10 protein-coding genes and 1 riboswitch are annotated in these 12875 nt (G+C 60.9%); of the genes, 1 reads left to right on the plus strand and 9 read right to left on the minus strand.

The features are described from left to right. Window positions 1–67: 67 nt before the first annotated feature. Both alaS and ltaE read right to left on the minus strand, forming a co-directional pair. Window positions 68–2686 carry an alanine--tRNA ligase gene (alaS, locus tag LVW35_RS22040; RefSeq protein WP_233892025.1) on the minus strand — a complete coding sequence of 873 codons (2619 nt, stop codon included), beginning with the start codon at window positions 2684–2686 and terminating at the stop codon, window positions 68–70. 146 nt (window positions 2687–2832) lie between these two features. Further along, entirely contained in the window at window positions 2833–3837 is a 1005-nt protein-coding gene (ltaE, locus tag LVW35_RS22045; RefSeq protein WP_233892026.1) for a low-specificity L-threonine aldolase, read from the minus strand. Window positions 3838–4028: 191 nt separating this feature from the next. Further along, window positions 4029–4198, plus strand: a riboswitch (FMN riboswitch). A 97-nt stretch (window positions 4199–4295) separates the two neighbouring features. Here ltaE and LVW35_RS22050 point away from each other — a divergent pair. Further along, the gene (locus LVW35_RS22050) at window positions 4296–4805 is read left to right on the plus strand and encodes a 6,7-dimethyl-8-ribityllumazine synthase (protein ID WP_192300646.1); all 510 of its coding nucleotides are present in this window, start codon (window positions 4296–4298) and stop codon (window positions 4803–4805) included. A 64-nt stretch (window positions 4806–4869) separates the two neighbouring features. Here LVW35_RS22050 and astE read toward each other — a convergent pair whose 3' ends face one another. From astE to LVW35_RS22085, 7 genes are all read right to left on the minus strand, one after another. Then, window positions 4870–5874, minus strand: coding sequence for a succinylglutamate desuccinylase (gene astE / locus LVW35_RS22055; RefSeq protein ID WP_233892027.1), 1005 nt, complete (start codon window positions 5872–5874; stop codon window positions 4870–4872). An 11-nt stretch (window positions 5875–5885) separates the two neighbouring features. After that, window positions 5886–6176: a topoisomerase II gene (locus LVW35_RS22060; RefSeq protein WP_233892028.1), complete on the minus strand. Its 291-nt coding sequence runs from the start codon at window positions 6174–6176 to the stop codon at window positions 5886–5888. 38 nt (window positions 6177–6214) lie between these two features. Next, window positions 6215–7561 carry an N-succinylarginine dihydrolase gene (gene astB, locus LVW35_RS22065; RefSeq protein WP_233892029.1) on the minus strand — a complete coding sequence of 449 codons (1347 nt, stop codon included), beginning with the start codon at window positions 7559–7561 and terminating at the stop codon, window positions 6215–6217. A 152-nt stretch (window positions 7562–7713) separates the two neighbouring features. Then, on the minus strand, window positions 7714–9183 hold the full coding sequence (gene astD / locus LVW35_RS22070; protein ID WP_233896533.1) for a succinylglutamate-semialdehyde dehydrogenase: 1470 nt from the start codon (window positions 9181–9183) through the stop codon (window positions 7714–7716). Beyond that, on the minus strand, window positions 9180–10205 hold the full coding sequence (gene astA, locus LVW35_RS22075) for an arginine N-succinyltransferase (protein ID WP_233892030.1): 1026 nt from the start codon (window positions 10203–10205) through the stop codon (window positions 9180–9182). The genes astD and astA overlap by 4 nt, the downstream gene beginning before the upstream one ends. Before the next feature lie 51 nt (window positions 10206–10256). Further along, complete coding sequence (aruF, locus tag LVW35_RS22080; protein ID WP_233892031.1) at window positions 10257–11276, minus strand: arginine/ornithine succinyltransferase subunit alpha; 1020 nt, start codon at window positions 11274–11276, stop codon at window positions 10257–10259. Between the two features lie 243 nt (window positions 11277–11519). After that, on the minus strand, window positions 11520–12740 hold the full coding sequence (locus LVW35_RS22085) for an aspartate aminotransferase family protein (RefSeq protein WP_233892032.1): 1221 nt from the start codon (window positions 12738–12740) through the stop codon (window positions 11520–11522). Window positions 12741–12875: the final 135 nt, after the last annotated feature.

Below are 12875 nucleotides of genomic sequence, written 5' to 3' on the forward strand. Positions count from 1 at the left end.
CGCCTAATATCCAATCAACTAGCACTGAACAAGCCCGCGACTAGACCACGGGCCGATTAACAGTGCCTTAAATACCTGCCTCGACAAACGGCACGGTCAGGGCCAGGGCTGCGTCCAGGGCACCGGCGTCTACACCACCACCTTGCGCCATGTCCGGACGACCACCGCCCTTCCCGCCCACTGCCGCGGCGGCTTGCTTCATCAAATCACCGGCCTTGAGTTGGCCAGTCAGGTCCTTGGTTACACCGGCAACCAGAACGACCTTATCCTCATGGACACCGCCGAGCAGGATCACTGCGCGGCCGAGCTTGTTCTTCAACTGATCGACCAAGGCCAACAGCGCCTTGCCGTCCTGACCGTCCAGGCGTGCAGCCAGGACCTTCACATCCTTGACGTCCACTGCAGAAGCCGACAGATCGTCGCCCGCCGCACTGGCCGCCTTGGCTTGCAATTGCTCCAACTGCTTCTCCAGCGCGCGATTGCGCTCCAGCACAGCGGACAGTTTGTCGATCAGGTTATCGCGGCTGCCCTTGACCAGGCTGGCCGCTTCCTTGAGTTGTTCTTCAGCCGCATTCAGGTAGGCCAGGGCCGCAGCGCCGGTTACTGCCTCGATACGACGCACACCGGACGCCACGCCGCCTTCACTGATGATCTTCAGCAGGGCGATGTCACCGGTACGGTTGGCGTGGATACCGCCACACAGTTCCACCGAGAAGTCGCCGCCCATGCTCAGTACGCGCACGCTGTCGCCGTACTTCTCGCCGAACAGTGCCATGGCACCCTTGGCTTTGGCGGTCTCGATATCGGTTTCTTCGGTTTCGACTGCGGTGTTCTTGCGAATCTCGGCGTTGACGATGTCTTCCAGGGCTTTGATCTGCTCCGGCTTGATCGCTTCAAAGTGGCTGAAGTCGAAGCGCAGGCGCTGGCTGTCGACCAACGAGCCCTTCTGCTGAACGTGATCACCCAGTACTTGGCGCAGGGCAGCGTGCAGCAAGTGCGTGGCTGAGTGGTTCAGCGAAGTGGCGTGGCGCACATCGGCATCCACTTGTGCATCGACCGGCGAACCGACGGTGAGGCTGCCCGACGCCAACACACCGTGGTGCAGGAACGCGCCGCCGGTCTTGGTGGTGTCACGCACATCAAAACGACCGGAAGCCGCCTTGAGGTAACCGCAGTCGCCGATCTGGCCACCGGATTCGGCATAGAACGGGGTTTGGTCCAGGACCACCACACCGTCATCACCTTCATTCAATACATCAACCGATTGGCCTTCCTTATAGAGGGCAACCACTTTGGCGGAACCACTGGTGGCCTTGTAGCCGGTGAACTCGGTGGCCACGTCAACCTTGACCAGGCTGTTGTAGTCCATGCCGAACGAGCTGGCCGAACGAGCGCGCACGCGCTGGGCTTCCATCTCGCGCTCGAAACCTTCCTCGTCGAGGGTCAGGTTGCGCTCACGGGCGATGTCGCCGGTCAGGTCCATCGGGAAACCGTAGGTGTCGTAAAGCTTGAACACCACGTCGCCCGGCACGACGGAGCCTTGCAGGTTGGCAAGGTCCTGCTCGAGGATCTTCAGGCCCTGCTCCAGGGTCTTGGCGAACTGCTCTTCTTCGGCCTTGAGTACGCGCTCGATATGCGCCTGGTTCTGCTTGAGTTCCGGGAAGGCTTCACCCATCTCGGCGACCAGGGCCGCGACGATCTGGTAGAAGAAGCTGCCGTTGGCACCCAGCTTGTTACCGTGGCGGCAAGCACGACGAATGATGCGACGCAGCACGTAGCCACGGCCTTCGTTGGACGGCAGCACGCCGTCGGCAATCAGGAAGCCGCAGGAACGGATGTGGTCAGCCACGACTTTCAGCGATGCCTGGTCTTCATTGGTGCAACCAATGGCCTTGGCCGCCGCGGCCAGCAGGCTCTGGAACAGGTCGATTTCGTAGTTGGAATGCACGTGCTGCATCACCGCACTGATCCGCTCCAGGCCCATGCCGGTGTCCACCGACGGCGCTGGCAACGGATGCAACACGCCATCGGCGGTGCGGTTGAACTGCATGAACACGTTGTTCCAGATTTCGATGTAACGGTCGCCGTCTTCCTCTGGCGAACCCGGCGGGCCGCCCCAGATGTCGGCGCCGTGGTCGTAGAAGATCTCGGTGCAAGGGCCGCACGGGCCGGTATCGCCCATGGTCCAGAAGTTGTCGGAGGCGTAAGGTGCACCTTTGTTGTCGCCGATGCGCACCATGCGCTCAGCCGGCACGCCGACTTCTTTGGTCCAGATGTCGTACGCCTCGTCATCGCTGGCGTAGACGGTGACCCAGAGTTTTTCCTTCGGCAGCTTCAGCACGCCAGTCAGGAAGGTCCAGGCGAAATTGATCGCGTCTTGCTTGAAATAATCGCCAAAGCTGAAGTTGCCGAGCATTTCGAAAAAGGTGTGGTGACGGGCGGTGTAGCCGACGTTTTCCAGGTCGTTGTGCTTGCCACCGGCGCGGACGCATTTCTGGCTGCTGACGGCGCGGGTGTACGCGCGCTTTTCCTGGCCCAGGAAGCAGTCCTTGAACTGGTTCATCCCCGCGTTGGTGAACAGCAGGGTTGGGTCATTGCCTGGGATCAAGGAGCTGGAGGCGACACGGGTGTGACCTTGCTCTTCGAAGAAGCGAAGGAAGGCTTCACGGATTTCTGCGCTTTTCATTAGGTTCTTCCACGGAGGCTGCGGCCAAAGGCCAGTGCGCAACATCATCAGACGGAGCGACGGCAAAGGGCCGCATTATATCGGCCCTTTGCCGGTGGTACAGCGTGTTTATACGATTGAAACGTTCAATTAGACGGTCTGCACTGTCATTTCCGCGAAAATTCGACGAATGTCTGCACAACCTGCTCGATCTGCGCCCGGCTGACATCCATATGCGTGACCATGCGCAGGCGTGGCGCAACGCTCAGCTTGATCCCACGTTCGGCGGCAAACGTCTTCAAGGCTTGAGCCCGGTCACCGATCTGCACGTAGACCATGTTGGTCTGCACTGGCTCCACCTTGTAACCGGCCTGGCGCAGGGCATCGCCCAGCCATTGGGCATTGGCATGGTCGTCAGCCAGGCGCTGTACCTGATGATCCAAGGCATACAGCCCCGCAGCGGCCAGGGAACCGGCCTGGCGCATACCGCCGCCGACCATCTTGCGCAGGCGCCGGGCCTTGACGATCAGCGCTGTGGAACCGCACAACACCGAGCCAATCGGCGCGCCGAGGCCTTTGGACAGGCACACCGACACCGAATCGAAATGCTGAGCGATCTCGCGTGCATCCACACCGAGCTTGACCGCCGCGTTGTAGAGCCGTGCGCCGTCTAAATGCAGGGCTAGGCCATGTTCACGGGTGAACGCTCGCGCCTTGGCCAGGTAGCCCAGTGGCAATACCTTGCCTTGCATGGTGTTTTCCAGCGCCAGCAAGCGGGTGCGGGCGAAGTGGAAGTCATCGGGCTTGATCGCCGCCAGCACCTGATCCAGGTCCAGGGAACCATCCGCCTGCACGTCCAGCGGTTGTGGCTGAATCGAGCCCAACACCGCTGCGCCGCCACCTTCGTATTTGTAGGTGTGGGCCTGATGGCCGACGATGTATTCCTCGCCGCGCTCACAGTGGGCCATCAACGCCAGCAGGTTGCTCATTGTGCCGGTCGGCACGAACAACGCAGCGGCAAAGCCCAGGCGCTTGGCCAGTTCGGCTTCCAGGCGATTGACGCTGGGGTCCTCGCCATACACGTCGTCGCCGCTGACAGCAGTGGCCATCGCATCGAGCATGCCAGGGGTGGGTTGGGTCACGGTGTCGCTGCGCAGGTCAATCACGGACATGAATCAAGCCTCTGACGATTTGAGTAAGTGCCTCATAGGGATGATTACTGCGGGCTAAGCCACGGAATATCAAGCCCCCGGTGCATTCAATCGAATACCAACCAAACAAACCGATATAGCTTATCGACACGGCGCTCGTGCAGTTTTCGAAAAACCGTGTTAAAAACTCTCCGCCGCCAGGGTTCTGGCGGCAACGTTCTCAGGGCGGGGTGCAATTCCCCACCGGCGGTAATTACACGCAATGTGTATAGCCCGCGAGCGCTTGGCGCCTCGAACTGCTCACGCAGGACGGCGACAAGGTCAGCAGACCCGGTGTGATCCCGGGGCCGACGGTCATAGTCCGGATGAAGAGAGAACGGGATTGGCACCTAAGGGCCGCGCACGAATTGTGTCTGCGTACCCTTAAAATCCCATTCGATTCATAACGCCCTGTTTTTTTCTTAAACAGGAGTCAGAACATGCAACCCACCGCAATCGACAGCAAAAGCAAAAACCATCACGGCGAGCGCGTCGCGTTTATCCAGGCCTGCTGGCACAAGGAGATTGTCGACCAATCGCGTAAAGGCTTCCTCGCCGAAATGATCGCCCAGGGCTACCAGGAGTCGGACATCGACTTCTTCGAAGTCGGCGGCGCCTTTGAAATGCCTCTGCATGCCAAGCTGCTGGCCAAGACCGGCCGCTACGCCGGTATCGTCGCTGCCGCACTGGTGGTGGACGGTGGTATCTACCGCCACGAATTCGTCGCTCAATCGGTGGTCAGCGGCCTGATGCAGGTTCAGCTGGAAACTGAAGTGCCGGTGTTCTCGGTATCGTTGACCCCGCACCACTTCCACGCGGGCAGCGAGCACCAGACCTTCTTCTACGAGCACTTCGTGCACAAGGGCCAGGAAGCGGCGCGTACCTGCGCCGACACCCTGCACAAGGTTCGCGCGATCCGTCGCAGTGAGCCACGAGCTGTAGCGGTCTAAGTAACTGCAAAACCAATGTGGGAGCTTGCTCGCTCCCACGTTGGATAGCGTCAAGCCTTGAGATCTACGCCAGGCCAGCGTCCGTGGTCGGCACAATCAATATTCCCGCTCGCAAACCATTCTTCACCTTGGGGTTGGGGAAAATGATGCGTGCGCCCTCCTCCTCGATCACCCAGCGGGTCTTGGCCACGTCTTCGGCGAGCAGATAGCCCTGAGCCAGCGGCGAGAAGTTTTCCACGTCTGCCGGCAGGTGCATCAGGAACGCATCGCTGTGCTTGATGACTTCACGGGACACCGCGAACAATTGCAGGCCGGCCAGGCTCTCGGTCGGCGGCTCGTTACCCTCAATGATCTGCTTCAGGCGGGTTTCCAGGCGCGACACATCCACGCCCTGGTTCTGTCCGAACGGTCGCGCCTTGCCCAGTTCCAGAGTGAAGGCTTCGGCCTCCAACTGCTCGTAGGTAAAGGCGGTGAAGGTGATTGAAGTCTTGTTCTGCAACAGTACCGCCTGCATCCCGGCAGCATTCAGGCGCGCCAATTGGTGACGTGAATGCTGGCGACCTTCCTTCCACGGGTAGAGGGCGAACTGCTCGATCTTCGAGCCACGAATGGCAGTGTGCAGATCGTAATGCAGGCGTGAACGGCCAGGCAGGCTGAAGAAACTGCGGGCCAGTTGCTCAAGCTCGGCGGCGCGCATGGCTTCGGGGCCGATGTTTTTTTCGTGACGGCCGTTGAACAGCCGATTGACGTCCAGTTCGAGGTAACGCTCGCCGCGGCGCATGGCCTCGGGGTTGCCGAACAGGAACAGAATACGATTGCGAGGTTTGATCTCCCCACGAGCGATGCCATGCAACAGGCGGTCGAGCAGTTCGATTGGCGCCGTTTCGTTGCCATGGATGCCGCACGACAGCAGCAAGTCGCTGCCATTGTCCTGAGCCTGCGGCGGGCGCACTTCAAGGGCGCCCTCGCTGAGCCAGCGCATCTGCACGCCGTCGACAGTCAGTTGAATTTTTTGCGCCGGTTCACGACCGGCGAGGGTCAGTTCAAGCAGTTTGCCGAGGGCGAGCATACGCAGCTTCCTTAGTGGTTGCAGCCTGGGCCGTGGACGTGATCGTCGTCATCACCTTCAATGTCGGCCGGCTCCATTTCCAGTTGCAGGCTCATCAGGTTGGTGGCCAGTGGACGCATCAGCAGGTTGGCGTACTCGGCGTCGCCTTCTTCCACGTCCACACCGATCAGCAGTTGGCCACGGCCATCGTGCTGGATCCAGATCTCCTTGCCCTGCCACACCACGGCGACGCGGGTGCAAGAGGTTTCCAGCTGGGTGCCGTCGGTGTCTTCAAGAATCAGCTTCAGGGTATCGGTGGTCATAAAGTAGCTCTCAGCATAGGGCGTAAAAGAAGGTGGCGTTAATTGATCTGGAAAGGATAAACCGAGCCCAGTTTAAGGATTTGCGTCAGTTCATCCAGTGCCGTCCGGCATTCAAGCAGCAACTGCGGGTCAGCCAGGTCGCTTTCGCGCAAGCTGTCGCGGTAGTGCTTGCCTACCCACTGGGTCAGCGTTTCGTACAACGGCGCGGTCATGATAACGCCCGGATTCACCGCCGCCAGCTCCGTTTCGTTCAACGCCACACGTAAACGCAGGCACGCCGGACCACCGCCGTTTTGCATGCTTTGCTTGAGGTCGAACACCTTCACTTCGCGGATCAGGCCACCGGCAGCGGTCAGGGCTTGCAGGTACTGCCAGACGCGCTCGTTGGCACGGCACTCTTCCGGCACAATCAACAGCATCGAGCCGTCGGCGCGGCTCAGCAACTGGCTGTTGAACAGGTAGGAACGTACCGCGTCTTCGACACTGACTTGGGCGCGGGGCACGCAGACGGACTGGAAGTTACCGCCCAACTTGCCCAGTTTTCCTTGCAGTTCGGCGAGCATCTGTTCGGTATTGAGGAAGGCATCTTCGTGATAGAACAACACTTCGCCATTGCCCACCGCGATCACGTCGTTGTGGAACACGCCGGCATCAATCACCACCGGGTTCTGCTGGGCGTACACCACGCCGTCATCCTTCAAGCCGTGCAAACGTGCGACCGCCTGAGAGGCCTCAAGGGTCTGGCGCGCCGGATATTTCTGCGGCGCTGGGTAACGGGGGTCGAACGCGCTGCGACCAAACACGAAAAACTCGACGCCCGCCTCGCCATATTCACGGCAGAAGCGCGTGTGGTTGGCCGCGCCTTCATCACCGAACTGCGCCACGGCCGGCAAGGCAGCGTGGTGGGCGAAGTGTTTATCATCGGCAAACATCGCGCCCAACACACGGCTGGTGGTCGGGTGTTCGATACTGCGGTGGTACTTGCAATTGAGGTTGGCGGCGGTGAAATGCACGCGGCCGTCGAAGGTGTCGGCGCTCGGGCTGACGGTGGCGGCGTTGGCCACCCACATGCTTGACGCGGAGCAACTCGCCACCAGCAAAGGCATAGCGTCTTTGGCTGCTTGCTGGATCACCTGTGCGTCAGTGCCGCCGAAACCCAGGTTGCGCAACGCGGCCACATCAGGACGTTCCTGAGGCGCCAGCACGCCTTGCACAAACCCCATGTCCATCAGGGCTTTCATTTTTTGCAGGCCCTGCAACGCCGCTTCCTTGGGGTTGGAATGCTGCTGGCTGTTGCTCTGGGACGCGACGTTGCCGAAGGACAAACCCCCGTAATTATGGGTCGGCCCCACTAGACCGTCAAAATTGACTTCATAGGATTTCATCGGCGAGGCTCCACGAACATCTGTTTTTATAGGCAATCTTCAGCACACCACAGATCCAATGTGGGCGCGGGCTTGCTCGCGAAAGCGGTGCACCAGTCACCTCATACATCAACTGACAGACCGCATTCGCGAGCAAGCCCGCTCCCACATTTTTAGACCAGTGTTATGCCCGGGGTCAGCGTGGCTGGTAATACCAGGCTCGGGGTCTCAAGCGAGGCCACCGGATACGCGCAATAGTCCGCCGCGTAATAGGCACTGGCGCGATGGTTGCCCGACGCCCCTACCCCGCCGAACGGCGCGGTACTGGCGGCGCCGGTCAGTTGTTTGTTCCAGTTGACGATACCGGCGCGGCTTTCCAGCCAGAACTGCTGGTAGCGCGCTTCGGAGTCCGACAGCAAACCAGCTGCCAGGCCGTACTGAGTGTTGTTGGCCTCGGCAATCGCCGCTTCGAAATCAGCGTAGCGGATCACCTGCAACAGTGGGCCGAACAGTTCTTCATCCTCGCGCTCGGTCACGCCCGTCACATCGATGATGCCAGGGGTCAGCAAGGCGGCCTGGTCCTGGGGCTGGGTCATTTCCAGCAATGCCACCGCGCCATTGGCCAACATCAACTCCTGGGCGTCCATCAAGGCTTTGGCCGCGGCAAGGGAAATCACCGAGCCCATGAATGGAGCGGGTTGCTGGTCGAACGCGCCGACTGCAATCGTCGCGCTGACCGCCACCAGACGCGCCAACAATGCATCGCCCCACGCGCCTTCCGGCACCAGCAGACGACGGGCACAGGTGCAACGCTGACCGGCGGAGATAAACGCCGACTGGATAATGGTGTAGACCGCCGCATCCACATCAGCCACTTCGTCGACCACCAGCGGGTTGTTGCCGCCCATTTCCAGCGCGAGGATCTTGTCCGGACGCCCGGAGAACTGCTGATGCAGATGATTGCCCGTGCGGCTGGAGCCGGTGAAGAACAACCCGTCGATGCCTGGATTGGCCGCTACGGCGATGCCGGTTTCGCGCGCGCCTTGCAGCAGGTTCAACACACCCGCAGGCAACCCGGCTTCGATCCAGCACTGGACGGTCAGCTCGGCGACTTTCGGGGTCAGTTCGCTCGGTTTGAACAGCACGGTATTGCCCGCGAGCAAGGCCGGGACGATATGCCCATTCGGCAAGTGGCCAGGAAAGTTGTACGGACCGAACACCGCCACCACACCGTGCGGTCTGTGGCGCAGCACAGCGGTGGCGTCGCCCAGCGGGCCGCTCTTCTCACCGGTACGCTCGCGGTAACTTTGTACCGAGATCGCGATCTTGTTGGCCATGCTGGTAACTTCGGTGGCCGATTCCCACAGCGGTTTGCCGGTTTCCTCACCGATGCAACGGGCGATTTCGTCGGCGCGGCTTTTCAGGGTGGCGGCGAAAGTTTCGAGCACACCGATGCGCTCTTCCAGCGAGCGCTTGGCCCAAGCTGGAAACGCCTGGCGCGCAGCCTGCACGGCGGACTCGACCTGCTCGGCCGTGGCGCCATTGCCGGCCCACAGCACTTGCTGGGTCACCGGGTTGCGCGATTCAAACAGTTCACCCTGGCCGGCCAGCCAGCTACCTGCGATATACAGCGAATTCATTATTTCGACTCCCGAGCAGCAGACAACGCAACAGCACGCACTTGATCACCCACCACCAGTTGCAGGCGCTTGGCGGTTTGCGGATCGACCACCAGCGTGCCAGCCGCCAGGCGGGCCGGAGCGGCGGTAATGCGGCACTCTTCGCGCTTGCGGTTATGGATCAGGAACGGCGTGGCATCGTCTCCCGGCGTGCCGATGGCCAGTACCAGCGACTGGCTGTCGCGCACGGCGCGGATCTTGGTGGTTTCACACTCCACCGCCGGGCCCGCGTCGAAGATGTCGACGTAGCCCTGGTAGCTGAAGCCTTCGCTCTTGAGCATGCTCAGCGCCGGCTCGGTGTCCGGGTGGACCTTGCCGATCACGTTGCGCGCGTCTTCGGACAGGAAGCAGCTGTACAGCGGAAATTTCGGCATCAGCTCGGCGATAAACGCCTTGTTGCCCACGCCGGTGAGGTAGTCGGCCTGGCTGAATTCCATCTTGAAGAAGTGGCGGCCCAGGCTTTCCCAGAATGGCGAACGCCCAGCGTCGTTGGACACCCCGCGCATCTCGGCGATGATCTTGTTGCCGAACAACTGCGGGAACTCGGCGATAAACAGCAACCGCGCCTTGGCCAGCATGCGGCCATTCAGACCGGCGCGGTAATCGGCGTGCAGGAACAACGAGCACAGCTCGGAATTGCCGGTGAGGTCATTGGCCAAAAACAGCGTCGGAATCTCGCGGTAGATATTCAACTCCTGGGAGGCGCTGACGGTGAGGCCCACCCGGAAGTTGTACCAAGGCTCACGCAAGCCGACCGCGCCGGCGATGGCGGAAATACCCACCACGCGGCCTTCGTCGTTTTCCAGCACGAACAGATAGTCGGCATCGCCACGCCCGGCGTCGCCGCGAAAGGTTTTTTCCGCCCAGCCCACGCGGTGGGTCAAGCGCTCTTCATTGGCCGGCAAGGTGGTGAGGCCGGTGCCGGTGCTGCGCGCCAGATCAATCAGGGCCGGTAAATCGCTGCTGCGTACGGGACGAACGATCATGCTATCTCCTCGAACGGGCCGCTGTTGTCAGCCGCCCGCGAAACTCTCTTTTTAAACCGCTACCAGGCGTACACTCGCGCCTTCGCCAACACCCAGGGCTTCGGCCGCTGCGAGGTCCAACGTCACCGGTTTACCCGGCGCGTAATCCAGCTCCAGCATCACGGCGCGGTAGTCCTGCAACTGCGCGTTGCTCACCAAGTACTGGCGGCCAGCACCTTTGACCATTTCGCCGATCTTCACCGGCACTACCCGACTCTGGGCAATCGAACGAATGCCTGAAACCCGCGCATGCAGCGTCGGGCCACCGTCGAAGATGTCGATGTAATGGTCGGTCTCGAAGCCTTCGCGCATCAGGATGTCGAAGGTGATCTGCGCACGCGGGTGCACCTGGCCCATCGCCTCTTGGGCTTCGTCCGGCAGCAAGGGCACGTAGATCGGGTAGTGCGGCATCAGCTCAGCGAGGAAGGTGCGGCTTTTCAACCCGCACAGGCGCTCGGCGGCGGCGTAGTTGAGGTCGAAGAAGTTGCGACCGATGGCATCCCAGAACGGCGAGTCGCCGTTTTCGTCGCTGTAGCCGACGATCTCGGTCACCACCGAGTCGGCAAAGCGCTCAGGGTGGCTGGCGACAAACAACAGGCGGCCACGGGAATTGAGTTCCGACCAGGGCGATCCGACCAACTCGGGCACCACGTAGAAACTGGTGAGCAAGCTATTGCCGGTGAGGTCATGGCACTGGGAAAGCACGTGGATCTTGTTGTGGATCTTCAGCTCGCGAGAGGCATGCACGAAGGTCTCGTTACGAAAACTGTAGAAGGGTTCCGAGTAACCGGCCGAAGCGACGATGGCCGAGCAGCCGGCGAGCTTGCCGGTCTCGGTGTCTTCGAGCACGAAGAAATAGCTCTCTTCACCGTTGAAACTGACCTCGGCCGCGAAGGACGCTTCGCTGGCGGCGATCTTGTCGCTCAGGCGTTCCACATCGTCCGGCAAGGAGGTGACACCAATCGGGCTGTCCGCAGCCAGACGCTGTACCTCGCCCAGATCAGCCATTTGCGCGGGGCGCATCACCAGCATGGTGTCACTCCTTAACTCGAAAAACTCACAGAGGGAAAAATGCCGGACACGCTGAAACCAGTGAGGCCAAGTGTGGGAGCGGGCTTGCTCGCGAAAGCGGCCTGCCATTCAATACTTCAGGTGACTGAACCACTGCATTCGCGAGCAAGCCCGCTCCCACATTTGATCTTCACAGCTCCAACCAGGGAGTCCGGCATGCAAATTTGTGTTTGGCACCCGAATCGCCGGGCACCAAACGGTCTATCAAGCTTGCGTCAACGTTTTCACAGCACGCTCAAAACGGTCCAGACCTTCCTGGATGTCCGCCTCTTCCACCACCAGGCTCGGGGCGAATCGCACCACGTCGGGGCCGGCTTGCAGGATCATCAGGTTTTCTTTTTCGGCCGCGTTGAACACGTCCTTGGCCTTGCCCTTGAACGCGTCGCTCAGCACGCAACCGAGCAACAGGCCCATGCCGCGCACTTCGGTGAAGATGCCATATTGCTTGCCGATCTGCTCCAGGCGCGCCTTGAACAGATCGTGCTTGGCATTCACGCCGGCCAACACCTCAGGGGTGTTGATCACATCGATCACCGCCTCTGCCACCGCGCACGCCAGCGGGTTACCGCCGTAGGTGGTGCCGTGGGTGCCGACTACCAAATGCTTGGCCAGCGCTTCGGTGGTGAGCATTGCCGCGATCGGGAAACCGCCGCCCAGGCTCTTGGCGCTGGTGAGAATGTCTGGCACCACGCCGTAATGCTGGTAGGCGAACAGGTGGCCGCTGCGGCCCATGCCGGTTTGCACTTCGTCGAACACCAGCAATGCGTTGTTCGCGTCACACAGGTCGCGGGCACCTTGCAGGTAAGCCAGCTCGGCCGGCAGTACCCCGCCTTCACCCTGGATCGGCTCCAATACAACGGCGCAGGTCTTGTCCGAAACCGCTGCTTTCAGCGCTTGCAGGTCGTTATAAGGAACGTGGGTAATGCCGGTGATTTTAGGACCGAAACCATCGGAATACTTGGACTGGCCACCGACGTTGACGGTGAACAGGGTACGGCCGTGGAAGCTGTTCAGCGCGGCGATGATCTCGTATTTCTCGCTGCCGAAACGGTCGAACGCGACGCGACGGGCCAGCTTGAACGCGGCCTCGTTGGCTTCGGCACCGGAGTTGCAGAAGAACACGCGCTCGGCAAAGGTAGCATCGATCAGCTTATGGGCCAGGCGCAGGGCCGGCTCATTGGTGAAGACGTTGGAGACGTGCCACAGCTTGTTGGCCTGTTCGGTCAGCGCACCGACCAGCGCCGGGTGCGCATGGCCCAATACGTTGACCGCGATGCCGCCGGCAAAGTCGATCAGCTCGCGACCGGCCTGGTCCCACACGCGCGAACCTTCGCCACGCACAGGAATGAACGCGGCAGGTGCGTAGTTGGGAACCATGACCTGGTCGAAATCGGCACGTTGCACCGGGGCTTGCTCAACGGACATCGGAGTCTCCTGAAGAGGAACGCCTGCCTGGACATGGCGGGCGATGCAGGGATTGTAAGGACAGTTTTCAGTGCGGCCTTGTCGCCAAGCGACAACTTCTTATAGCGCCAACCCGCGATTCTGGCGGGTTTACGC

Source organism: Pseudomonas sp. HN11, from assembly GCF_021390155.1.
GTDB lineage: Bacteria > Pseudomonadota > Gammaproteobacteria > Pseudomonadales > Pseudomonadaceae > Aquipseudomonas.